This is a genomic window from Planotetraspora phitsanulokensis (assembly GCF_016863295.1).
Taxonomy (GTDB): domain Bacteria; phylum Actinomycetota; class Actinomycetes; order Streptosporangiales; family Streptosporangiaceae; genus Planotetraspora; species Planotetraspora phitsanulokensis.
Genome location: NZ_BOOP01000025.1, coordinates 135,549 through 156,964 on the forward strand (window position 1 = coordinate 135,549; position 21,416 = coordinate 156,964).

The window sequence follows — 21,416 nt, forward strand, 5'->3', positions numbered from 1 at the left end:
TGGGCCGTGTCTCGCTAGGGGGCCTGCAGGAGGATCTTCCTGCGCTCGTCCTTGGCCAGCCTGTCGACGTACAGGGTGCCGTCGAGGTGGTCGAACTCGTGCTGGAAACAGCGCGCCAGCATCCCGCGGGCCTTCACCTGGACCGGGCGGCCGAGCTTGTCGAGACCGCGGATCGTCGCCCCGGCGGCCCGGGCGGTCGGCGCGTAGAGCGGCTTGCCGGTCTGCTTGCCGGGGACCGACAGGCAGCCCTCCTCCTCGACGACCTCCTCGGGATCGTCGATGGTCAGCTCCGGGTTGATCACGTGGCCCTTGCGGTTGCTGATGTCGTAGACGAACAGCCGCTTCGGCACGCCGATCTGGGGGCCGGCCAGTCCCACACCGTCGGCCGCGTACATCACCGAGAACATCTCGTCGATCAGACGACGCAGTTCCCGGTCGAAGTCCGTCACCGGCTCCGCGGGAGTGCGCAGGACCGGATCGCCCACGTAACGGATCTCGCGCATGACGCTCCTGCCTGCTCCGCCGCCCCGCCGTCGCGTGCCGGGGGTTTATGTAAGGACCTCGATAGGGTCACGTCTCTTACTGTAATGCAGCCCCCCGGTCGTGTCGCCCGGGCGAACCTGCGAAACTTGGCCTGTGCGTGTCTACATCGGCTCCGACCATGCCGGCTTCGAACTCAAGAATCACCTGGTCGCCTGGCTCAAGGAGCGGGGTCACGAGGTCGAGGACTGCGGGCCCTTCGTCTTCGACCCTGAGGACGACTACCCGCCCTTCATCCTGCGCGCGGCGCGCGGGGTCGCGGACGAGCCCGGCAGCCTGGGCATCGTGATCGGCGGCTCGGGCAACGGCGAGCAGATCGCCGCCAACAAGGTGCCCGGCATCCGGGCGGCCCTGGCGTGGAACGACGACACCGCGCGGCTCGGCCGGGAGCACAACGACGCCAACGTGATCAGCGTGGGCGCGCGGATGCATCCCCTCGAGGACGCCGTGCGATTCGTCGAGATCTTCCTCGCGACGCCGTTCTCGGGGCAGGAGAGGCACGCCCGCCGCATCGACGAGCTCGCCCGGTTCGAGGCGACAGGCGTGCTGCCGCCCCTGCCGTAGGTCCCAGGTCCGGCCCCGCCGGTTCAGGCCGTTCCGCGGCCCGAACCGGCGGCGCCGTTCGTCTCCCTGTTCCTGCGGTTGTCCCGCCGGGGCATCTCGTCGCGGAGGGGCTGCCGGTCGGCGGCCTCCTGCTGCTCCTCGGTGGGGCGTGACACGTCCCGCGCCCTCATCGCCGTCATCGCCGTGATCTGCAAGCTCTGCAGTGCCATGACGCCGAGCCTAGAAGACGAGACCCGCCCATGGCTTCGGGTCCCACGACATCGCGGTGGACAACTCGCGCAGCGCCCCCTCGCGATGCTCCCGTACGACCCCCGCTCCGCCGAGGGCCGTGAGCGGGCGGCCGCCGAGGTAGGCCGCGCCGAGCACGGTCACGGGCAGCGTGAGGTCGGCGGGGTCGTCGGTCCGCTCGCAGGAGCCCTTGGCCGTGGTCAGCCGCCATCGGCCGGCGTTCCAGGGACACACGTCGTCCTCGACCTCGATGACCAGGTCGGCCGGCGCGGCGTAGGAGCGCGAGGCCAGGGCCCGGTCGACGTCCACGATGCGGACCCACAGGTCGTCCAGCCAGCCCGCGTTGAGATTGCGGGGCTCGGCGAGCAGATGGACGATCGGGTCGTCGACGGGCCGGCTCCAGGCGAAGACCCGGGAACACAGATCCCGGTCCAGCACGCTGCGCCAGAGCATGGCGTACGCCGCGGGGTCGGAGGCGAACAGCTCCTTCAGCCGGACCTCGCCGTCCGGCACGTCGTGGTCGGTGTAGCCGCTCTTCACCCGGAAGAGCGCGTAGCCGCGGGGCCCCTCGTCGTCCTCCGCGATCATGCAGCGGAGCGGGCCCCTGCCTGCGCGGTCGTGTTCCTCGTCGGACAGGACCTCGATGCGCCACCGGGCGTCCGACCTCGCGTACAGGCCGGGACGGAGGGTCCGCACGGACTCGAAGACCTTCCGGAGTTGGGGAAGTTCGTCCGCCGGCCTGGCCACGCGAAGGCGCAGCGCCGGGTCGGTGGGAGCGTTCTTGACGAACTCCGACCCACGCTTCGGAATGCGGAGGAAGAGGGTGTCGGCTGCCCTGCCGTACCCGAACCGGCCGTAGATCGCCGCCTCCGCGGCGTAGAGCGCGGCGACGGCCTCGCCGTTGTCGTGCAGGTCGCGGAGTTGACGGGCCATCAGGGCCGTGAGCACGCCGCGGCGGCGATGGGAGGCCAGCACGCCGACGGCGGTGACGCCCGCCACCGGGATCGGCCCCCCGGGAACCGTCATCGTGAAGGTGATCGCGGCGGCGCAGCCGACCATCAGGTCGCCGTCGAAGGCGGCCAGCGACCGGTCGATCTCGGCCAGTTCCCGCCAGCGGTCGGTCGCCGCCTGCGGATGTGAGGAGTTGAACGCTTCGTAGTCGACGGCGGCGAAGGCCGGCCACTCGGACTCGGTGATGGGGCGAACCTCGACAGTCACCCGCTCACAGTAGGAGCGGCCCGTGATCGACGGCCACCCAATATACGTGCCTGATGATCAAGGTCTTGGTCAAGTGGGTGCCTTCATGCGGGTTGGGCGGATACAGTCGAGCTCATCATGAGTTCCCGTCCGGCGCCGCTGATTCCTCCACGGCTGCGCGCGTTCCTGGGACGCGTACCGCTGCTGGTGCCGACTGTCCGTTTTGTGCGGAAACTCTCGTCCAACGACCGCAACCTGCTCATCGCGCTGGTCGTCGTCACCCTGCTCATCGGAATCCTCGACGCGCAGGTCTCCGCCTACTGGTTCTCGCCCTCGCTTCTCATTCTGGTCACCCTCATGGGCGGCCTCCAGTTGCGGCTGCGCAGCCTGGCGATCCTGCTCTGCGCCGTCGCGTTGTCCCTGTCGTACACGGGGGCGATCAGAGGGGTCGAGGCCGTCGGGCCCGGCCTGCTGATCACGATGGGCTTCACGGCGGTGCTCGCATGGCTGATGGCCCGCACCCGGGGCAAGCTTGGCGTGCAGGGCCTCCGCGGCGACGCGATGCTCCTGGAGTTGCGCGACCGGCTCAAGCGGCAGAGCGAGCTGCCGCCGCTCCCCAAGGAGTGGGGCAGCAAGGTGGTGCTCAAGCAGGCGGGCGGGTCGTCCTTCGGCGGCGACTTCGTGGTGTCCATGCGCGAGGGGGACCACGTCGAGATCGCGGTCGTGGACGTCTCAGGCAAGGGAGTGGACGCGGGAACACGGGCGCTCATGCTGTCCGGGACGTTCGGCGGCCTGCTCGGGTCGGTCCGCGACTTCCTGGCCGCCTGCAACACCTATCTCCACCGGCAACTCGGCGACGAGGGGTTCGTCACCGCGGTCCACGTGACCCTCGACCTGTCGACGGGGGAGTACAAGATCACCTCCGCCGGTCATCCGCCCGTGGTGAAGTTCGACGCCGGCACGGGCACGTGGCGGGTCTCCACGGCCAAGGGCGTCGTCCTCGGGGTGGTTCCCGACCTGCACTGCGAGGCCGACAGCGGGGTGCTGCGCAAGGGCGACGCGCTCATGCTCTTCACCGACGGGCTCATCGAGCAGCCGGGGCGCGACATCGACGCCGGGCTCGACCGGCTCCTGGGGGAGGCCGAGCGGCTCCTGCCTTCGGGGTTCCGCGACCGGGCACGCCAGCTCGTCCAGTCGATGACGTCCGGGCACAACGACGACTGCGCCCTCATCCTCATCTGGCGGCCCTGACCGCCGGTCGCGGAGGACCGCGACAGGGCGACAATCATCACTCCATGTAATCCGCCATGCGCGTATCGTGTGCCACGTCATAGGCCGCGCGCGCGGCCCGGAGTCTCGATGCGGCCGGCCGTACGGCCTGAAATGAGGCGGATCGTGGAGAAGCGTTACGAGCTTTACTGTCTCGCCGATCCGACCTTCTACGACTCGCCGGTCGCCGGTCCCGACGACCCCGACTTCGACCTCGCCCACCGCACGGTTCCGGGGGGATGGGCGCGGACGCGGCAACCCGGCACGGTGGCCTACCGGCCGGTGGCGTCGGCGCCGCCCGGCGAAGGCTGGAAGATCCATGTCTCGGCACGCGTCGACGAGGCGCCGCAGGTCCTGGCGAAGGTGGGGGAGTACTGCCTGGAGCGGGAGCTCGCCTTCCACTTCGCCCGGACGCGGTCGATCCTGCACCTGAACAACGCCGAACACGCCGCCCCCGGGTCGAGCGGGACGTTCCTCGTCGTCCATCCGGCCGACGAGGCCGAGCTGGAGACGGCCCTGGCGGAGCTCGGCGACCTGCTCGAGGGTCATCGCGGCCCCGCGGTCCCCGGCGGGCTGAGATGCGGCGGCGGCCCGCTGTACGTTCGGTACGACCTGGACGGCGAGGGCGGCCGCGCCGTCCTCACGCGGCACGACGCGGCGGGGCCACCGAAACCGCCCGAGCACGTCTTCGCGCCGCCGTCCCACGTGACGCCGCCCGCCTTCCTCCTTCCGTTCACGGCCGCCCGCGACCACTCCGCCTCCGCCGACCTGCCGTACCGGCTGGTAAAGGTGCTGCGCCGGACCAACGGCTGCGTGGTCCATCTCGCGAGCGACGCCCGCACGGGCGAGCCGGTGCTGCTCAAGGAGGCGCACCCCCACGCCGGTCTGGACGGTACCGGAGCCGACGCGGTCGCCCGGCTGTCCCACGAGCGGCAGGTGCTCGAACGGCTCGCCGGCCTCGGAGTGGCCCCCGAGCTCAGGGCGTACTTCACGCTGGACGATCGCCACTATCTGGCGATGGACCTGATTCCCGGCGAGCCGTTGAGCGAGGTGTTCGCCGGACGCCACCCCCTCGGCGGCGCGGGCGAGGTCGATCTCGAGGGCTACGTGGAGTGGGCGACCGAGATCTGCGCCGTGGTCGAGGACGCCGTCATGAAGGTCCACATGAACGGGCTCGTGCTGGGCGACCTCGACATGTCGGCCTTCATGGTCCGGCCGGACGGCGGCGTCACCCTGGTCGGCCTCGACGCGGCCCGGCCGGTGCTGGAGGCGGCGGGAACCGGTCTCGCGGGCTCCGGCTTCGGGGCCCCGGCGGGATCGGTCGGCTTCGACGTCGACCGGTTCGCCCTGGCCTGCCTGCGGTTCGCGCTCTTCCTCCCGCTCACCGAGATGTTCCTCCTCGACAGGGGCAAGGCCGCCGAGCTGGCCGAGGCGATCCGCCGGAGCTTCCCCCTCAAGGAGGGCTTCCTGCGGCCCGCGGTGCGCATCGTGGGCGGCGGTGAGACCAGGGACGTGCCGCCGCTGGACGACTGGCGTCAGATGCGGTCGTCGATGGCGCGGGCGATCCTGGCGTCCGCAACCCCCGAACGCACCGACAGGCTCTTCCCCGGTGACATCGCCCAGTTCGAGTCCGGCGGTCTCGGATTCGCCCACGGCGCGGCGGGCGTGCTGTACGCCCTGCACGTGACGGGCGCCGGCCGCTACCCCGACCACGAGGAGTGGCTGCTCAGCCGGGCGCTGAACGGCGCGCGCGGCGGCAGGCCCGGCTTCTACGACGGCGCGCACGGCATCGCGCACACCCTCGCGAACCTCGGCCACCACCAGGCCGCCCTGGAGCTCGTCGAGGCCTCCGGGCGCGACCGTACGGCGGCGCCGGGGATCGATCTGTACGGCGGGCTCGCCGGCATCGGCCTCAACCAGATCTACCTCGGTGAGCCGGACAAGGCGCTGGGGACGGCGGGCGTGGTGGCCGACCGCCTCGCCGGCGGGCCGCCCGGCGGCACCGGGCTGATGTACGGGGCGTCGGGTCCGGCTCTGCTGTTCCTGCGGCTGTACGAGAAGACGGGCGACGTGCAGTGGCTCGACCAGGCCGAGACGGCGCTCCGGCTCGATCTGGGCCGCTGCGCGATCCAGGCCGACGGGTCGCTGCGGGTGACCGAGGGCCGGCGGGTCCTGACCGGCCTCGACCGGGGCAGCGTGGGCATCTCGTGGGTGCTGGGCGAGTTCCTGCGCTATCGAGCCGACCCTGAGCTGTCGGCCGCGCGGCAGCGGCTCGACCGGGCGGCGCGGTCGCTCTTCCACCGCCACCCGGGCCTGTTCACCGGGCGTGCCGGGGCCCTCGCCTATCTCTGCAGGGACCGCGCGGGCGGCTGGGGCCTCGAGGACCCCGAGGCGGGCCGCCAGCTCGCCGCGCTGTCGTGGCACTCCATGACCTATCAGGGGCACCTCGCCTTCCCCGGCGAACGCCTGCTGCGGCTGTCCATGGACCTCGCCACCGGGACGGCGGGCGTGTTGCTGGCGGTCGGCGGCGCACTCCACGGCGAGCCTGTAGGGCTGCCGTTCCTGAGCGGGGCGATCCCCGCGAGCCGGCCGGACGCCGCCGCAAGGGAGACGTCGCGGGCCGAACGCGGGTGAAACTCGAGAGCCGGGGCCTACAACCAGCCCGCGTCGGCGGCGATCCGGACGGCGTCGACGCGGTTGCGTGCCCCGGTCTTGCAGATGACCCGGGACAGGTGGTTGCGGACCGTCCCCACCGACAGCCCGAGCTGGTCGGCCATCTCCTTCGACCGGGCCCCGCCCGCGGCCAGGCGCAGGACGTCGAGTTCGCGCGGGGTCAGCGGGTTGTCCGCGGCCTCGATCGCGGCGACGGCCAGGTCGGGGTCGACCACCCGGTGCCCCGAGCTGATCCGGCGGATCCCGTGGGCGAGCTGTTCCGGCGCCACCTGGATGCTCATGTAACCGAGGACGCCCGCGGCGAAGGCCCTCTTCACGTGGCCGGGATTGGGCTGGCCGGACAGGATCATGACCCGGCAGCGGGGGACCTTCTCACCCAGCCGCGCGGCCGCGCTGAGCCCGTCGACCCCCGGCAGATCGACATCGATGACCGCGGCGTCGGGCTGGAGGTCGAGGGCCGCCGGGACGACGTCCTCGGCGGAGCCGACGTCCGCCACCACCTCGAGATCACTTTCGCCGTCGAGCGACGCCACCAGGCCTCGCCGTACCAATGGAAGGTGTTCGGCAACCAGGATCCGGATCAAGACGCTCCCCTCTGCGCGGTCTCTCACAGGGTGATCGAATGGATGCATACTGTCAACGAAGTGTCCCGTTCCGGTCAGCCTCCCGCAACCGGAACCGTGGCCGGCTCGGCTCGGCAGGCGATGTCGTGGGCTACCCTCGAATGGTGCGACGTCTGGCAGGGCACCATCTCCGACTCGAGGGGACGCGCCGATGATCCTGCTCTCCTTGGCCGGGTTCGTGATCGTCTTCGTCGGTCTGCTGCTCTCGATCGGGCTGCATGAGATCGGCCATCTCGTCCCCGCCAAGATCTTCAAGGTGCGGGTCACGCAGTACATGGTCGGCTTCGGGCCGACGATGTGGTCGCGCAGGCGCGGCGAGACCGAATACGGCGTGAAGTGGCTCCCCATCGGGGGCTACATCCGGATGGTCGGCATGTTGCCGCCCCGCCCGAACGACGATCCGACCAAGCTGCGCAGTGTCTCGACCGGCCCGTGGCAGGGCCTCATCGAGAACGCGCGGGCCGTGGCGTCGGAGGAGATCCGCCCCGGCGACGAGGACCGGGTCTTCTACCGCAAGCCGTGGTGGCAGAAGACGATCATCATGTTCGGCGGCCCGGCGATGAACTTCGTCCTCGCGTTCCTGCTGTTCGCGGTCGTGTTCATCGGGTTCGGCGTGCAGATGCCCCAGCCCGTCGTGGCGACGGTGTCGAGATGCGTCATGCCGACGACGGAGGTGGACAAGCGGGACTGCCGGCCGGGCGACCCGGCCACTCCCGCGGCCCAGGCGGGGCTGCGTCCCGGCGACCGCATCGTGTCGGTCGGCGGAGCCGCGGTGAAGTCCTGGGACGAGACGACGCAGCGCATCCGCGACCTCGGCGCCGGAGCGACCACGCTGGGCATCGAGCGGGCCGGCAAGACGCTGGCTGTCGGCGTGAACCTCATCGCGCAGGACATGCCGACGCCGGACGACCCCTCCAAGATCCAGAAGAACGTGGGCTTCCTCGGTGTGTCGCCGGTCAGCGTTCTCGAGAGGCCGGGTCCCGGCTATGTGGTCGGCCGGATGTGGGACCTCACCGAGACCACCGCGGCGGCGATGGTCAACATCCCGAAGAAGATGGTGGGCGTCTGGCAGGCGGCCTTCTCGGGTGAGAAGCGCGATCCCAACGGGCCCATCGGCATCGTCGGCGCGGGGCGCATCGGCGGGGAGATCGCCACGTCGGACCTGTCCGCCGAAAACAAGATCATTATCTTCATCAACCTGCTCGCGGGGCTCAACCTCGCCGTCGGGATGTTCAACCTCATCCCGTTGCTGCCGCTCGACGGAGGGCACATCCTCGGCGGGCTCTGGGAGGGCCTCAAGCGGGGCATCGCCCGGGTACGGCGTCGGCCCAGCCCGGGGTACGTCGACGTGGCCAAGGCCCTGCCGCTGACCTACGCGATGGCGGCGGTGCTGCTCGTCATGGGCGGCCTGCTCATCTACGCCGACCTGGTCAACCCGATTCGCATCTCGGGCTGACCCGCGCCGGCCTGGTTCATCGCCTTTCGGCGGGGGTTACTCCCCGGTGACGCCGTCGATCTGCTCGCGGAGGATGTCCGCGTGGCCGTTGTGCCGCGCGTACTCCTCGATCAGGTGGACGAGGATCCAGCGGTGGGAGACCGTGACGCCGCGCGCCTCGCGCTTGGCGAGCGTGTCGAGATCGGGGTAGGCCGCGGTGACCTCCCGCGCGGCCCGCACCTCGGCCCGCCAGGCGGCGAACGCCTCGTCGGCGGAGGCGGTGTCGACGTTGTCGAAGTCCCCGTCGGGGTCCTCGAGGCTGGAGAAGAGGGACTCGATGTCCTCGCCGTTCAGCCTCCTGCGGAACCAGGTCCGCTCGACGTCGGCCATGTGGCGGACCAGCCCGAGCAGCGACAACGTCGACGGGGCCACCGCGCGCAGGCGCAACTGGTCCTCGGTCAGTCCTGCGCACTTGACCGCGAGGGTCTCGCGGTGCCAGTCGAGCCAGGAGGTCAGCATCTCGCGCTCGTTCGCGACCGCGGGGGGATCGATTCGGGTTTCCGTCATGCCTGGATCCTGCCGTGACGGCACGGCGGATGTCATGTCGATTTCCCGCCGACGAGTCGTCACACGACGCCGGTGAGCTGCGACGTCTTCAGCACCACCAGGACGGCCAGCAGAGCCGGCACGGCGCCGACGCCGACGAGATGCCGGTTGCGCGGCAGGTGGGCCAGGCAGAGCGCGACCGCGCCGCCGGCGAGCAAGCCGCCCAGGTGTCCCTCCCAGGAGGAGATCCCGGCGGAGAGGACCATCCAGATGAGGAACGTCACGATGAGCCGGGTCGCGCCGGCCGGGTCGTGGTTGAGCCGCCTGCTGAAGACGAAGTACGCAACGGCGAGCCCGAAGACCGCGCCGGAGGCGCCGAGCGCGGCCTGGTCCGGCGAGATCAGGTAGGCGAGCGCCGAGCCGCCCAGCCCCGACACCAGGTAGAGCGCGATGAACCGCAGCCTGCCGAGCACCTCCTCGACCACCCGGCCCAGGGTCCAGAGCCAGTACATGTTGAACACGACATGGAGGATCGCGAAGGTTCCCTGGGTCGGCGGCAGGTGCAGGAACGCCGAGGTGAGGAGGCGGTACCACTCCCCGAAGGCGATGCCGACGGGCTGGAGGCCGGAGCCGTTCCCGTGGAGGCGGACGAACTCCTGCTCGTAGAGGTAGTACCGGCCGTCCGGGCCCAGGAGGCCGACGCCCAGGTTGTCGAGCCGGCCGACGATCCAGGGGAAGGCCAGCTCGGCGAGGTAGGCCAGCACGTTCACCGTGATCAGGGCGTAGGTCACGGCGGGAACGGCGGACACCTTGCCGCCGAACACCGTGCGGGCCTGCCGTACGGACTTGTTGCCCTCACGCACGCACTCGACGCACTGGAAGCCCACGGCCGCGTCCCGCATGCAGTCGGGGCAGATGCGCCGGTCACACCTGGTGCACCGGACGTAGGTCTCCTTCTTGGGATGCCGGTAGCAGGCGGGGGCCTCGGCCTGCTCGGGTGCCGAAACCTGGTCTTCCATGTGCGTTCTCACCTCGTGCGGGGCCTGGGGGCGTGGCGGGCGCAGCGAGGGTATCGGGCCGGTGGCCCGGAAACGGCCTCTGGAAGATCACAAGACGTGAACGAGGGGGTGATCACGCGGGCGTGCGGGCCGCGGGGGCTGGGCTCGCACACCCGCGTGATCGTGGGGGTGGGACAGATGGTCGGTGGGACGTTCAGTGCATCGAGATGTGAACGTGGTCGTAGTGGTTGGCGGTGGTCCCGCCGCGGTCGGCCATGCTCCGCCAGCCGGGGCTGCCGAGGTTGTAGATGCGCTGCCGCCAGATCACGTACATGACGCCCAGCCTGGGGCCGTTCTTGATGGCCCACGCGGCGAGGCTGTCGCCGAGGGCCTTCATGTCGGCGGTCGGCATCGAGCCGCCCGAGCTCATCATGAAGTCGCAGGCGCGGCCGAGCGGATGCTCGCCGCTGCTCTCGCTGCGGTAGCAGCCGACCGGGTAACGCAGGTCGAAGTGCTTTTCGACCTCGCTCTTCATCAGCCGCATCCGGGGAGTGATGTTGTCGGCGCCGCTCGGCAGCTCCGGGGCCCAGGAGCCGTTGGCGAGCCTCCCGGGGGCGAGGGGGATCAGCGCGTCGAGCTTGTCCTTGATCTGGCCGATGAGTTTCTCGGCGTCCTTGCGCTGCGCGGTCACCTTGGCCGACTGGGCCGTGAGTTGCGCCGTGAGCGCCTTCGCCGCGTCGGCGGCCTGCCGGCGATCCACCTCGGTCTGCGAGAAGCGGTTGATCACGGCGACCTGCTCCGCCTGCAGCTGAGCCAGCACCGCGGAGCCCGACGGGTCGGGAACCATGATCGCGCCGCTGGTCTGGTAGCGGACCCCGGCGAGCTGGCCGACCTCTCTGCTCGCGGTCTCGAAGTCGCCCTGGGTGGCCGCGAGCCGGTCGCGTGCGGTCTTCTCGGTCTTCTTGGCCTTGGCCAGCTCGACCCGAGTGGCGTTGTAGTCGGCGATCAGGCCGTTGACCTGCTTCTCCAGTGCGGACAGCTGCTTCTTGAGCTGTCCCTCGCTGGGTTTGGGTGCGGCCTGGCTCGCGGTCGATGTGGCGAACACGAGCACGCCTGAAACGAGGATCCCGGTGACCAGGGGGAATACGCGGGGCAGCGCCCACTCCTCTCCATCTGCCGACCGGGTTAGCTGACGGGTTCGGGCTGGAGCGGCCCGGGCATGTGAGTGCCTTCACCCCATGTGCGAGATGGGTCCCCGGTTCCCGGGCGAGGCGCCCGGGATTAGGCGCACCGGCTGAGTCAGCCGGTGCGATGGATAGTAGTGGTAAAGAAAGCCTCTTAGCTAGCTAAAGTTGGAATAATTCGGAGATCAACTCGTTATCTGGGCATCTCGCAGCATCCGGGCTGCTTCCTCAGGAAGGATGTCGTTGACGAAGCCGCCCATCGCCGACTCCGAGCCCGCGAGGTACTTCAGCTTGTTCGGGGCCCGCCGGATGCTGAACAGCTGGAGATGCAGGTAGGCCAGGTCGCGCCCGAAGGAGACCGGCGCCTGGTGCCAGGCCGAGATGTACGGCATGGCCACGCCGAACAGGCCGTCCAGGCGGCGCAGCACGCTGGTGTACAGCGGTGCGAACGCCGCGCGCTCCTCGGAGCTCAGGGCGGGGATGTCCGGCACCTGCCGGTGCGGATAGAGGTGGACCTCGAAGGGATACCGCGCGGCGGCCGGGACGAAGGCCGTCCAGTGCTCGTTGGCCGCGACCACCCGGGGACCGCCGCGCTCGGCGCTCAGCACGTCGGCGAACAGGTTGCCGCCCGTGTGCCGGGCGGCGGCGCCGAGCATCTGCTTCGTCCGGGGGGTCACGTACGGGTAGGCGTAGATCTGCCCGTGGGGATGCGGGAGCGTGATGCCGATCTCGGGGCCCCGGTTCTCGAAGCAGAAGACCTGCTCGACGCCCGGGAGCGAGGACAGTTCGGCCGTGCGGTCCGTCCAGGCCTCCATGACCAGCCCGACCTGGTCGTCGCTGAGAGAGCCGAAGGACGCGTTGTGGTCGGAGGTGAAGCAGACCACCTCGCAGCGGCCGACCCCCGGCCGCACCTGGCTGAGCCCGCCCACCTGCTCGTATTCGCCGAGATCGAAGCTGAACGAGGGGAAGCGGTTCTCGAACACCGCCACGTCGTACTGGGAGGGGATCTCCGACCACGGCTTGGCCGGGCACAGCGGGCACTCGTCGGCGGACGGCAGGTGGGTCCGGGTCTGCCGGTGCCTCGCGACCGCCACCCACTCGTCCATCAGCGGGTCGTAGCGAAGTTCGGACGCCAGCGGCCGCGGAGGAAGATCGCGCTGGTCGATCGCGCTGTGGTCGGCGTCGTCGCGGCGATCGAAGTAGATCAGCTCCCGGCCGTCCGCGAGGTGGGTGATGGTGCGCTTCACAGAACTGCTCCCATATCGTCGTCGGCCGCCGGGTCCACCATGATCAGCTCGCCGGCGTGCTCCGACAGCTGCTCGATGGCGTCCTCAGACAGACCGTTGTCACTGATCACCACATGGGCGCGGGAGAGCTCGGCGATCGTGCTGATGCCGACGGTGCCCCATTTGGTGTGGTCGGCCAGCACGATGAGCTGATGCGCGGCCTCGACCAGCGCCCGGTCGGTCTCCGCCTCGAGCAGGTTGGGGGTGGTGAACCCCGCCCTGGCGCCCATCCCGTGGACGCCCAGCATGAGGGTGTCGACGTTCAGGGACCGGACGGCCGCGACGGCCACCGGCCCGACCAGGGCGTCCGACGGCGTGCGGACGCCGCCGGTCAGCACGACGGTCTGGTCGCCCCGGGCCGCCCGGTGGAAGACGTCCGCGATCCGTACTGAATTGGTGATGACGGTCAGATCCGGCACATCGACCAGGTGGTGGGCCAGCGTCCAGGTCGTCGTGCCCGCCGAGAGCGCCACCGCGCTGCCGGGCCGGACGAACTGCGCCGCCCGCCGGGCGATGGCCTCCTTCTCGGAGCGTTGCCGTACGGACTTGGCCGCGAAGCCGGGCTCCTCGGTGGACCCCGCGCCGGTCGCCGTGGCGCCGCCGTGGACCTTCTCGATGAGCCCGCGATCCGCGAGCACCTCGAGGTCGCGCCGGATCGTCATGTCGGAGACGCCGAGATCCAGCACCAGCTCCGCGACGCGCGCGCCGCCCGTCCTGCGGATCCGCTCCAGGATGGCCTGTTGCCGCTGCTGGGCCAGCATCACCTCTCCAATCAACAGATTCCAACAAATTATGGCATATATGCACGGCTTGCATGTTGAGTCATGGTGAGACGAGGAGAATCGCACGCTTGTCCTGCGCGCCCGCCCGGAGGATGGTGGAGGGCGGAAGCCGTCCCGGCAGGAAGGCGACGCGTCATGGGAAAGCGGCAGCGCAAGTCCAAGGCACGCAAGAAGAAGAAGGCCAACCACGGGAAGCGCCCCACGGGGCGTTGAGCACCCGGGCGTGCCGGTTCAGCCTGTTCTGCCCCACGCGGCCAGCAGCCGGGTCTGCGGATCCGCGTCCTCCGGCACGTCCCGGTGGTCCCCGATGACTCCCGTCTGGCGGTAACCCTCATTCGCCCGGGCGAACCATTCGGAGCAGGTGGCGACGAGCTCGGGATCGAGTCGCTCCCGCGCGCCGATCGCGCGGGCCAGGTCCCAGGTGTGGATCAACGCGTCCGCGAACAGCTCGGTGATGTACTCCTCACCGGGCACGTCGCCGAACGACAGGTGGGTCACCGCGGTCAGGGCGCCTTCGGTGTACACCGCCTGGACGGCGCCCTGCGCCGACACCTCGAACGCCTTGATCGCGTCGTCGCCGAGGACGTCGCGTTCGTAGGTGTCGCTCACTTCGGCGATCGTGCGGCCGGCGAGCAGGTCGGGCGCCCAGAGGTTCTCGTTCACCATGTGGTTGACCAGTGCCCGGACATCCCAGTCCACGCAGGGGGTGGAGAGCTCCCACTGCTCGTCCCGGACGAGTTGGAGCCGGTTCCCGAAGCCGTCCAGCGCACGGCGGTACGCGTCCCGGATGTCGATCATGATGTCCCCTCCTCGCCCAGGAGCTCTCCTACGACCGTAACTCTTCCGGACGATCAGGTCGTACACGGTCTTCTAAGGACGAACCGCCGCGTCAGTGGATGCGCTGCTCCACCCAGACGATCTTTCCGTACAACGTGGGACGTGTGCCCCAGCGCCAGGCGAACCGTTTGACCAGCTGGAGCCCGCGACCGGTGTCGTCGTCGGGGGTGGACGCGCGCGGGGCGGGGTTGGTCGGCGATCCGTCGGCGACCTCGCACACCAGCGTCCTGCCGCGCAGCAGGCGCAGCTCGATCGGCGGCCAGCCGTGTTTGAGCGCGTTGGTCACCAGCTCGCTGACGATGAGCTCGCTGGTGTCGATCAGGCCGGTCAGGCCCCAGGAGGACAACGTGGCCCGGACGAAACGGCGCGCGTGCGCGACGAACCGGGGGTCGGCCGGCAACGGGCAGGTCGCCACCTCGTCGGGGTCGAGCTCACGCACCCGGGCCAGCAGCAGAGCGATGTCGTCCCGTTCGTGGCCGGGGCGCTGGCTGCTGATCGTCACATCGCACATGTCCTCGAGATCCTCGGCGGGTCCCGCCAGGAGGCGGCGCAGGGCCATGATCCCCGCGTCGATGTCGCGGTCCCTGCTCTCCACCAGGCCGTCGGTGTAGAGGGCGAGGATGCTGCCGGCGGGCAGGACGAGTTCGCGCATCTCCAGGGGGTCGCTCCCGATGCCGAGTGGGAGCCCCGAAGGCAGCTCGATGATCTCGGTCGACCGGTCGGGATGGATGAGCACCGGCGGGACGTGACCGGCCCGGGAGAAGGCGCACGTGCGCGTGACCGGGTCGTAGACGGCGTACACGCAGGTGGCGATTTGTGTGGGGTCGAGGTCCTGGCTCATCAGGTTGAGCCGGAAGAGCACCTCGTCGGGCGGCAGGTCGAGGCTCGCCAGCGTACGGGCGGCCGTGCGCAGCTGGCCCATGGTGGCCGCCGCCCGCGTGCCGTGCCCCATGACGTCGCCGACGACCAGCGCGGAGCGGCAGCCCGGCAACGGGATCACGTCGTACCAGTCGCCGCCCACCCCCATCAGGTCGCTGGCCGGCAGGTAACGCGAGGCGACGTCCATGCCGAGCGGCTGGGCGAGGTCGGCGGGCAGCAGGCTGCTCTGCAGGGTCAGCGCCGTACGCCGCTCGCGGGTGTAGAGCCGCGCGTTGTCGACGCACACGGCCGTCCTGGCGGCGAGCTCCTCCGCCACCGCGACGTCCTGCTCCTCGAACGGACGGCTGCCCGGCCTCCGGCTGAACACTACGCACCCGAGCACCCGGCCCCGGGCCTTGAGCGGCACGGCGAGGAATGAGGACTCGGTGAGCAGGCCGGCGACCGACTCCTCCCGCTCGATGCTGGAGCCGATCAGCCGGGCGCTGTACCTGTCGAGGACGGGATACATCAGGGGTCGGCCGGACGTCATGCACTGGGCGTGGGGCAGCGCCGGGGGATACGACGTGATCTCGTCGATCGGGAAGGCGCGCAGCCACGCCTCCGGATCGTCACTGGCCACTCCGAGCGCGACCCGGCGGAAGAGCGTGGTGCTATCGATCGGACGGGAGGGCAGCTCGCCGTCGATCATCAGCCGTTCCTGCACCATGAGCGCCGCCGTGTCGGCGAATCGCGGGACGGCCACGTCCACGAGTTCGCGGCTGGTCTCCGCGAGGTCGAGCGTGCTGCCGATCCTGCGGCTGGCCTCGTTGAGGAAGGCGAGTCGCTCGTGCGCGGACGCGGCGCTGCTGCGGCGCCACTCGACCCGGTCTTCCGGGGCGGGCGCCTTGATGACGCAGTTCCGGTTCAATCGTTACTCCGGCGGGAAACAGTCGGTATCCCGAATCGTATGGAGGTGATACGTGACATTTCAGCAATCTCGGAAGTCGGACGGAGATTGCCTTACATGTGCGGCGATTTCCTGCATTCGCCATTAATGAGCAATATGCCAGATATTGCGATGCCGGATCGCCGCCCCGTGCCTGGCGAAGGCCTCAGACGGTGCCGCCGCTGCGCCAGTAGACGTTGTTCTCGCGGCTGAGGAAGGCCTCGTCGACGAGGTACCGCCGCAGTGCGGCGTAGTCGTCGTGGAACGCGCGGAGCGCGACGTTGACCTCTTTCTCGGAGTAGCGGACGCCCGGCTCGAAGACGCGTGCAACGTAGTCCAGCACGATCAGCCTCTTCGCGCGCTTGACCGGAAGGGAGACCAACCGCCCGTCGACGAGGAAGGTGTCGAGCGGGCTCGCCGGCTCCTTGGGAGTCGCGCGGAGCAGGTTCCGGAACACCTCCGGGTCGGCTCGCCAGCCGTCCTCGTCCTGTACGGCGAGGCCCCCGCGGGCCAGCCGGGTCAGCGCCCGCTCGGCCGCCTCGGGAGCGAGCCCGGTCACCTTGTCGGACGGGTCCCCGGGGCGTAACACGAGACCGGCGAAGACCCGCAACGTGTCGTCCTGCCCGAGGAGACCGAACACGCGCGAGACGTCTTTTTCGATCATTGGTCCACCGTACTTTCTTCCACCCGACCGCGCCGCCCGGAGTCGCCGCGGCCCTTTGTACAGTCAGATGAAAGGCCAGTTCGGACCAGTGGAGGTCCCCGTGCCAGCACAACTCGACCACACGATCGTGCACAGCAGAGACCGTTTCGCCTCCGCGCGGTTCCTGACGGAACTGATCGGCGCCGCGGAACCGAGGGAGGTCGGGCCGTTCGCCGCGGTCCCGCTCGCCAACGGGGTGACGGTGGACTACGCCGACTCGCTCGTCCCCGGAGACCGGATCATCATGCAGCACCTCGCCCTCCTCGTCTCCGAGGAGGAGTTCGACGAGATCTTCGGCCGGATCGTCGATCGGGGCATGCCCCACTGGGCGGAACACGCGCACCGCGGCCCGGGTGAGATCAACCATCGGGACCAGGGGCGAGGCGTCTACGTCGACGACCCCGACGGGCACGCCATCGAGTTCCTCACCCGCACCCACGTCCTGGACGGCTGACTCCCGTCAGGGGCGGAGGACGTCGAACCGCAGCGCCGTCACCTCGCCGCCCGCCCCGCCGCCTTCGACGGGCCGGGCCGGCCTCGGTGAGGCGGATGGGAGAGACGTGGTTGGGCGTGTAGGCGTCGGAGACGTTCCACTCCCAGTCCCTGAGCGCGCGGCCGTGCTCGGTGATGAGGAAGAAGCGGCGCGCCGCCCGGTGCATGGCCGTGGCGGCGCGGTCGAGATCTGGGGTCACGACGACGAATGAGGGCGTAAGTCGGGCTCGGCGTTTCCCCCGTTCTCCATGCGCCGAGGCCAGCCGCGATGGAGGATCTACGAGGGCCGACCTGACACGATCGCTTCCCGCCCGGGGGATTTGTCATCCCGGCCGATCGCTCGGCATCGTCGGACCGTTCGCGGAAATCCGGATCATCCGGCAGGTGCACAGAGAAGCAGGAGTGCAGGCATGGCTGAAGTAGTGCTCTTCCACCACGCGCTGGGGCTGACCCCGGGCGTCGTCGCGTTCGCCGACGCGTTGCGCCAGGCCGGGCACACCGTGCACACGCCCGACATGTACGACGGCCGCACCTTCGCCACCGTCGACGAGGGGGTCGCCCATGCCCGGGAGATCGGCTTCGGCGAGGTGCTCGAGCGCGGTCTCCGGGCCGTCGAGGGACTGCCCGGCGACCTGGTCTACGGCGGCTTCTCCCTTGGTGTGCTCCCGGCCCAGAAGCTCGCGCAGACCACGGCCGGTGCGCGCGGTGCGCTGCTCTTCCACGGCTGCGTCCCCGTGTCGGAGTTCAGTTCCGCCTGGCCGGCCGGCGTACCGGTCCAGGTGCACGCGATGGACGCCGACCCGTCCTTCGTCGATGAGGGCGACATCGACGCAGCCCGGGCGCTCGTCGACGAGGCCGACGCCGGGGAGTTGTACCTCTATGCCGGCGGCCGGCACCTCTTCAGTGACAACTCGCTGGCGGACTACGACGCGGACGCCACGACACTCCTGATCAAGCGGGTGCTCGCGTTCCTCGGCGCACGGTAGCCACGCGGAAGGCCGCCCCGATCCCGGAAAATTGCGGGGCACTCACGCCGGAGCATGCCGGAGACCGCCGGACACGGCGCACCTGGATGATCGGGCGCAGGCAAGAGCGCAAGAATTTCGTGGGTGTATCACACCCCTGATCCTTGATGAGGGTGTTTGTAACTTGTCCATATGAATGGCGGGAATCTACTGGGCGAATTCCTCCGCGCCAGGCGTTCGATCACAACCCCCGACCAGGTCGGACTGCCACAGGTGGGCCGCCGTCGGACGTCGGGGTTGCGCCGCACCGAGGTGGCGCTGCTGGCCGGAGTGAGCGTCGACTACTACACCCGGCTGGAACAGGGCAGAGAACGCCATCCGTCCGATCAGGTGCTCTTGTCTGTGGCGGAAGCCCTCATGCTCGACGCCGAGGCCACCGAGCACCTCTACGAACTCGCGCGCGGCCGGCCACGCACGCGGGTGCCCGTCGACCAGGTGGACGTGGTCAACCCGGGCGTGCTGCGGTTCGTGAAGGGCTGCGAACACGTATCAGCGCTCGTCATGAACGGCCGATTCGACGTGCTGGCCAGGAATTCGCTGGCTGAGGCCATCTACCAAGGGATGGAGCACGCCGACAACCTGCTCCGGCTGTCCTTCCTCAATCCCGCCGCGCCCGACTTCTACCCGGATTGGGAAGAGCATTCATTGGTCAAGGTGGCTCATCTGCGCGCCGCAGCCGGGTCGGACCTCCACGATCCTGCGCTCGTCGAGCTGATCGAGGAGCTCTCGCTCGAAAGTGAGGAGTTCCGCCGGATGTGGGCTCGTCACGACGTACGCCCCGTGACCAGCGCGACCATCCGCTTTCGCCACCGCGACGTCGGTGATCTCCTGTTCGGCTATCACATCTTCACCATCGCGAGCGCCCCCAGCCAGCAGATCCTCATGTTCGAGGCCGAGCCGGGCACCAGGTCCGAGCGCGCTCTGGCCGAGCTGCGCGGCATCCACCTCAAGGGCAGATGACTCGCCCTGGGTGAGCCGTGACGGTCCTGGGATGAAGGGCACTGCCGCCTATTGACCGGCCTGACCGGCCGCTTCCTCCGTGGACAGCCACTGCTCGACCGAGGCGCTCAACTTCTCGCCCGTCTCGAGCACCGCCGCCAGGCCGGCGGTCGGGTTCGTGCCCGCCGCCTGGCCGAGGATCACCCCGAGCACCAGGTGGCGCCCCACACGGGAGGCCCACATCAGGTTGCCGCCCGCGGCGGTGCCGGAACCGGTCTTGATGCCGATGACGCCGTGCCGGTTCAGCAGCGTGTTGGTGTTGGGAAACCTTCTCACCTCGCCGGGGACGGCGGTGTCGGCCTGGGCGACCACCTCGGCGAAGACCGGGTCGCGGATCGCCTGCTTGGCCAGTTTGAGCTGGTCGGCCGCAGTGCTGACGGTGCTGTCCTCATTGCCGCTGGCGCCTGTGTACCTGGTGTGCGTCATGCCCAGGCGGTCGGCGGCGGCGTTCATCCGCTCGACGAAGCGCTCCTGGGAACCGGCGTCCCAGCGGGCCAGGAGGCGGGCCACGTTGTTGCCCGAGGGCACCAGCATCAGTTCCAGCATGCGACGCAGGGGTATTCGCCGGTCCTCCTGGAGCGGAACGGTGGACTCCTGCGGCAGGTAGGACTCGTTGGCGGCGATATGGTCCACCTTGATCAGCGGGCCGTCGTCGCCGGATCGCAGCGGGTGGCGGCTCAGGATGACGTAGGCGGTCATGACCTTGGTCACGCTGGCGATGGGCACCGGGGTCTGCTCCCCGCTGACGCCCAGGCTGCCCACACCCTCCACCTCGACCGCCGCCTGCCCTTCGCTCGGCCAGGACAGGGGCACGTCGGGCACAGCGGCTCCGGTGACGTACGGCGCGCCGGCGCAGCCGGACAAGGCACCCGCCAACAGGAGGAACATCAAGGAACGTCGCATGCGGCACACGTTGCGTCATCGACGTGTTCGTCTGGCCGTGACCGTGTCTCCGCGCACGCTTGACCGTGTATCAATCGCGTATCAGCGACAGCGCCAAGGGTGGCGAGCGACGACAGCGCCTCTGCCTGAGGGGCGTCGGACAGGGCCATGGCGGCGCCCATGACCGTGCGAACGAGGGCTCCCGTGATGGATCAGCTCTTTGATCGGAACCCGGAGCCGTGGTCTCACTCAGTTAGGCACTCACTCGGCGGCGCGCAGCGTATGCGCCTGGTCCAGAAGGTGGATCAGGCGAAGCATGCGGGGCGGCATGGCGCTCAGTCGAGCCGAGCCGTCGGAGCATAGGCGGATCAGCATGCGCAGGCCGGCGAGATCGATGAAGTCGAGCTGGGCGGTGTCGATGACTAGGACGTTCTCGCTTCGTTTGGCGTGCGCCAGAGTCTCGGCGACGGCTGGGGCGTTGCTAGCGTCCAGTTCGCCGACCAGCCGGATGAGGCCCGTGCGTGGGCTGTAGGTGACGCGGAGGTAACGATCGAGGTAGAGCACGGCGTCGACTCGGTCGGAGGCACCCCGGCCGTTTGGTATGGAGTCTTCACGGTTCGTAGTCACCGATGCCCCCGAGCCCATGTCGCTGACGGTTGGGTTCCGCACGTCGCCACGACTCTGTGAACTGTCCTGGACGGGTAGACGCTGCACGACCGGCACGTGACCCGCTGGCGCTTCCACGGCCACGCCCTGGCTGACTTTGGCGGCCTCACTCTAACACCAGAACAAACATATCCGAAAGATGCTTCCGGTATCTTTCTTCGGGAATCGTTGATCGGATATCGTGGACGTTCCACAGGTAGCGACTCATGCTGTTGGCCGAGAGGTGTGACATGGCCGCGGATAGCCCCGATGCCCGTTCGTCCTCGTGGACCTTCCTGACCCATCACGCCCGGGTCCTGCTGGAGATCGCTCGCGACCCGGAAGCGCGACTCCGAGACATCGCGGATGCCATCGGCATCACCGAGCGGGCGGTGCAGGGCATCGTGACCGACCTACGGGAGGCCGGTTATCTGACTCGCTCCAAGGTGGGGCGCCGCAACCGCTACGAGATCAATCCTGACCAGCGCTTCCGCTATCCAACTGAAGCGGATCTGCCCATTGGCGTTCTTCTGGATCTGTTTGCCGAGCACGACCTGGAGGCGAGGCCGTTGTCCCCGTCCACGACAACCTGAGCTGGGATTTTATGTTCTAAGCCGCCAACAGTTTCGGAGATCTTCTCGCGCTGCGCAGACATGGAGACGGAGCGGGGTTGCACCTCTCCTCCCCGGTGAGAGCGGCCATCG

At 69.5% G+C, this 21,416-nt stretch carries 23 protein-coding genes and 1 riboswitch; of the genes, 9 read left to right on the plus strand and 14 right to left on the minus strand.

What is annotated here, in order from left to right; translation table 11 throughout:
- Positions 1-14: 14 nt before the first annotated feature.
- Positions 15-503, minus strand: coding sequence for a peptide deformylase (gene def / locus Pph01_RS26815; RefSeq protein ID WP_204075939.1), 489 nt, complete (start codon positions 501-503; stop codon positions 15-17).
- A 133-nt stretch (positions 504-636) separates the two neighbouring features.
- Here def and Pph01_RS26820 point away from each other — a divergent pair, with 133 nt between their 5' ends.
- Entirely contained in the window at positions 637-1,104 is a 468-nt protein-coding gene (locus Pph01_RS26820) for a ribose-5-phosphate isomerase (protein WP_204075940.1), read from the plus strand.
- Positions 1,105-1,127: 23 nt separating this feature from the next.
- Here Pph01_RS26820 and Pph01_RS26825 read toward each other — a convergent pair whose 3' ends face one another.
- Together Pph01_RS26825 and Pph01_RS26830 are read right to left on the minus strand one after the other, a co-directional pair.
- The gene (locus Pph01_RS26825; RefSeq protein WP_204075941.1) at positions 1,128-1,313 is read right to left on the minus strand and encodes a hypothetical protein; all 186 of its coding nucleotides are present in this window, start codon (positions 1,311-1,313) and stop codon (positions 1,128-1,130) included.
- A gap of 10 nt (positions 1,314-1,323) precedes the next feature.
- A complete protein-coding gene (locus Pph01_RS26830; protein WP_204075942.1) occupies positions 1,324-2,550 on the minus strand; it encodes a GNAT family N-acetyltransferase in 1,227 nt (408 codons plus the stop codon).
- A 117-nt stretch (positions 2,551-2,667) separates the two neighbouring features.
- On the opposite strand from Pph01_RS26830, the gene Pph01_RS26835 reads away from it, so the two are divergent.
- On the plus strand, positions 2,668-3,780 hold the full coding sequence (locus tag Pph01_RS26835; protein ID WP_204075943.1) for a PP2C family protein-serine/threonine phosphatase: 1,113 nt from the start codon (positions 2,668-2,670) through the stop codon (positions 3,778-3,780).
- Between the two features lie 144 nt (positions 3,781-3,924).
- On the plus strand, positions 3,925-6,432 hold the full coding sequence (gene lanKC, locus Pph01_RS26840) for a class III lanthionine synthetase LanKC (RefSeq protein WP_204075944.1): 2,508 nt from the start codon (positions 3,925-3,927) through the stop codon (positions 6,430-6,432).
- Between the two features lie 17 nt (positions 6,433-6,449).
- Here the strand turns inward: lanKC and Pph01_RS26845 are convergent, their stop codons facing one another.
- Entirely contained in the window at positions 6,450-7,055 is a 606-nt protein-coding gene (locus Pph01_RS26845) for a response regulator transcription factor (protein WP_204075945.1), read from the minus strand.
- A 190-nt stretch (positions 7,056-7,245) separates the two neighbouring features.
- Between Pph01_RS26845 and Pph01_RS26850 the strand changes: the two genes are divergently transcribed.
- Positions 7,246-8,550: a M50 family metallopeptidase gene (locus tag Pph01_RS26850; RefSeq protein WP_204075946.1), complete on the plus strand. Its 1,305-nt coding sequence runs from the start codon at positions 7,246-7,248 to the stop codon at positions 8,548-8,550.
- Positions 8,551-8,586: 36 nt separating this feature from the next.
- Here Pph01_RS26850 and Pph01_RS26855 read toward each other — a convergent pair whose 3' ends face one another.
- The 5 genes from Pph01_RS26855 to Pph01_RS26875 all read right to left on the minus strand — a co-directional run bounded on the left by Pph01_RS26855 (position 8,587) and on the right by Pph01_RS26875 (position 13,304).
- On the minus strand, positions 8,587-9,096 hold the full coding sequence (locus Pph01_RS26855) for a DinB family protein (RefSeq protein WP_204075947.1): 510 nt from the start codon (positions 9,094-9,096) through the stop codon (positions 8,587-8,589).
- Positions 9,097-9,155: 59 nt separating this feature from the next.
- Positions 9,156-10,094, minus strand: a complete 939-nt coding sequence (locus Pph01_RS26860; RefSeq protein ID WP_204075948.1) for a rhomboid family intramembrane serine protease — start codon at positions 10,092-10,094, stop codon at positions 9,156-9,158.
- A 193-nt stretch (positions 10,095-10,287) separates the two neighbouring features.
- A complete protein-coding gene (locus Pph01_RS26865) occupies positions 10,288-11,178 on the minus strand; it encodes a coiled-coil domain-containing protein (protein WP_239117038.1) in 891 nt (296 codons plus the stop codon).
- Between the two features lie 55 nt (positions 11,179-11,233).
- A riboswitch (cyclic di-AMP (ydaO/yuaA leader) is annotated at positions 11,234-11,371 on the minus strand.
- A 71-nt stretch (positions 11,372-11,442) separates the two neighbouring features.
- Positions 11,443-12,504 (minus strand): galactose-1-phosphate uridylyltransferase, encoded by a 1,062-nt coding sequence (gene galT, locus Pph01_RS26870; RefSeq protein WP_204075949.1) that lies wholly within the window; start codon positions 12,502-12,504, stop codon positions 11,443-11,445.
- Positions 12,501-13,304 (minus strand): DeoR/GlpR family DNA-binding transcription regulator, encoded by an 804-nt coding sequence (locus tag Pph01_RS26875; protein WP_204075950.1) that lies wholly within the window; start codon positions 13,302-13,304, stop codon positions 12,501-12,503. The genes galT and Pph01_RS26875 overlap by 4 nt, the downstream gene beginning before the upstream one ends.
- A gap of 156 nt (positions 13,305-13,460) precedes the next feature.
- Here Pph01_RS26875 and Pph01_RS43730 point away from each other — a divergent pair, with 156 nt between their 5' ends.
- Positions 13,461-13,538 carry a 50S ribosomal protein bL37 gene (locus Pph01_RS43730; protein WP_373315687.1) on the plus strand — a complete coding sequence of 26 codons (78 nt, stop codon included), beginning with the start codon at positions 13,461-13,463 and terminating at the stop codon, positions 13,536-13,538.
- 18 nt (positions 13,539-13,556) lie between these two features.
- Here the strand turns inward: Pph01_RS43730 and Pph01_RS26880 are convergent, their stop codons facing one another.
- From Pph01_RS26880 to Pph01_RS26890, 3 genes are all read right to left on the minus strand, one after another.
- Positions 13,557-14,123 carry a TIGR03086 family metal-binding protein gene (locus Pph01_RS26880; RefSeq protein WP_239117039.1) on the minus strand — a complete coding sequence of 189 codons (567 nt, stop codon included), beginning with the start codon at positions 14,121-14,123 and terminating at the stop codon, positions 13,557-13,559.
- Between the two features lie 91 nt (positions 14,124-14,214).
- Positions 14,215-15,948 (minus strand): ATP-binding SpoIIE family protein phosphatase, encoded by a 1,734-nt coding sequence (locus Pph01_RS26885; RefSeq protein WP_239117040.1) that lies wholly within the window; start codon positions 15,946-15,948, stop codon positions 14,215-14,217.
- Positions 15,949-16,132: 184 nt separating this feature from the next.
- On the minus strand, positions 16,133-16,630 hold the full coding sequence (locus tag Pph01_RS26890) for a DUF2087 domain-containing protein (RefSeq protein WP_204075951.1): 498 nt from the start codon (positions 16,628-16,630) through the stop codon (positions 16,133-16,135).
- A gap of 100 nt (positions 16,631-16,730) precedes the next feature.
- On the opposite strand from Pph01_RS26890, the gene Pph01_RS26895 reads away from it, so the two are divergent.
- The 3 genes from Pph01_RS26895 to Pph01_RS26905 all read left to right on the plus strand — a co-directional run bounded on the left by Pph01_RS26895 (position 16,731) and on the right by Pph01_RS26905 (position 19,146).
- Complete coding sequence (locus Pph01_RS26895) at positions 16,731-17,123, plus strand: VOC family protein (protein WP_204075952.1); 393 nt, start codon at positions 16,731-16,733, stop codon at positions 17,121-17,123.
- A 448-nt stretch (positions 17,124-17,571) separates the two neighbouring features.
- Entirely contained in the window at positions 17,572-18,147 is a 576-nt protein-coding gene (locus Pph01_RS26900; RefSeq protein WP_204075953.1) for a dienelactone hydrolase family protein, read from the plus strand.
- 171 nt (positions 18,148-18,318) lie between these two features.
- Positions 18,319-19,146: a helix-turn-helix transcriptional regulator gene (locus tag Pph01_RS26905; RefSeq protein ID WP_204075954.1), complete on the plus strand. Its 828-nt coding sequence runs from the start codon at positions 18,319-18,321 to the stop codon at positions 19,144-19,146.
- Between the two features lie 48 nt (positions 19,147-19,194).
- On the opposite strand, the gene Pph01_RS26910 is transcribed toward Pph01_RS26905, so the two are convergent.
- Both Pph01_RS26910 and Pph01_RS26915 read right to left on the minus strand, forming a co-directional pair.
- Positions 19,195-20,088: a D-alanyl-D-alanine carboxypeptidase family protein gene (locus tag Pph01_RS26910; RefSeq protein ID WP_204075955.1), complete on the minus strand. Its 894-nt coding sequence runs from the start codon at positions 20,086-20,088 to the stop codon at positions 19,195-19,197.
- Between the two features lie 240 nt (positions 20,089-20,328).
- Positions 20,329-20,631 (minus strand): STAS domain-containing protein, encoded by a 303-nt coding sequence (locus Pph01_RS26915; protein ID WP_204075956.1) that lies wholly within the window; start codon positions 20,629-20,631, stop codon positions 20,329-20,331.
- A gap of 308 nt (positions 20,632-20,939) precedes the next feature.
- On the opposite strand from Pph01_RS26915, the gene Pph01_RS26920 reads away from it, so the two are divergent.
- The gene (locus Pph01_RS26920) at positions 20,940-21,305 is read left to right on the plus strand and encodes a helix-turn-helix transcriptional regulator (protein WP_239117041.1); all 366 of its coding nucleotides are present in this window, start codon (positions 20,940-20,942) and stop codon (positions 21,303-21,305) included.
- Positions 21,306-21,416: the final 111 nt, after the last annotated feature.

What these genes read in the sequence shown, in the direction of transcription:
- Pph01_RS26860 (WP_204075948.1), bottom strand. Translation starts at nt 10,094, where the DNA reads ATGGAAGACCAGGTTTCGGCACCCGAGCAGGCCGAGGCCCCCGCCTGC.
- Pph01_RS26855 (WP_204075947.1), bottom strand. Translation starts at nt 9,096, where the DNA reads ATGACGGAAACCCGAATCGATCCCCCCGCGGTCGCGAACGAGCGCGAG.
- Pph01_RS43730 (WP_373315687.1), top strand. Translation starts at nt 13,461, where the DNA reads ATGGGAAAGCGGCAGCGCAAGTCCAAGGCACGCAAGAAGAAGAAGGCC.
- Pph01_RS26890 (WP_204075951.1), bottom strand. Translation starts at nt 16,630, where the DNA reads ATGATCGAAAAAGACGTCTCGCGCGTGTTCGGTCTCCTCGGGCAGGAC.
- Pph01_RS26910 (WP_204075955.1), bottom strand. Translation starts at nt 20,088, where the DNA reads ATGCGACGTTCCTTGATGTTCCTCCTGTTGGCGGGTGCCTTGTCCGGC.
- Pph01_RS26880 (WP_239117039.1), bottom strand. Translation starts at nt 14,123, where the DNA reads ATGATCGACATCCGGGACGCGTACCGCCGTGCGCTGGACGGCTTCGGG.
- Pph01_RS26920 (WP_239117041.1), top strand. Translation starts at nt 20,940, where the DNA reads ATGCTGTTGGCCGAGAGGTGTGACATGGCCGCGGATAGCCCCGATGCC.
- Pph01_RS26900 (WP_204075953.1), top strand. Translation starts at nt 17,572, where the DNA reads ATGGCTGAAGTAGTGCTCTTCCACCACGCGCTGGGGCTGACCCCGGGC.
- Pph01_RS26875 (WP_204075950.1), bottom strand. Translation starts at nt 13,304, where the DNA reads ATGCTGGCCCAGCAGCGGCAACAGGCCATCCTGGAGCGGATCCGCAGG.
- def (WP_204075939.1), bottom strand. Translation starts at nt 503, where the DNA reads ATGCGCGAGATCCGTTACGTGGGCGATCCGGTCCTGCGCACTCCCGCG.
- Pph01_RS26835 (WP_204075943.1), top strand. Translation starts at nt 2,668, where the DNA reads ATGAGTTCCCGTCCGGCGCCGCTGATTCCTCCACGGCTGCGCGCGTTC.
- Pph01_RS26905 (WP_204075954.1), top strand. Translation starts at nt 18,319, where the DNA reads ATGAATGGCGGGAATCTACTGGGCGAATTCCTCCGCGCCAGGCGTTCG.
- Pph01_RS26825 (WP_204075941.1), bottom strand. Translation starts at nt 1,313, where the DNA reads ATGGCACTGCAGAGCTTGCAGATCACGGCGATGACGGCGATGAGGGCG.
- Pph01_RS26850 (WP_204075946.1), top strand. Translation starts at nt 7,246, where the DNA reads ATGATCCTGCTCTCCTTGGCCGGGTTCGTGATCGTCTTCGTCGGTCTG.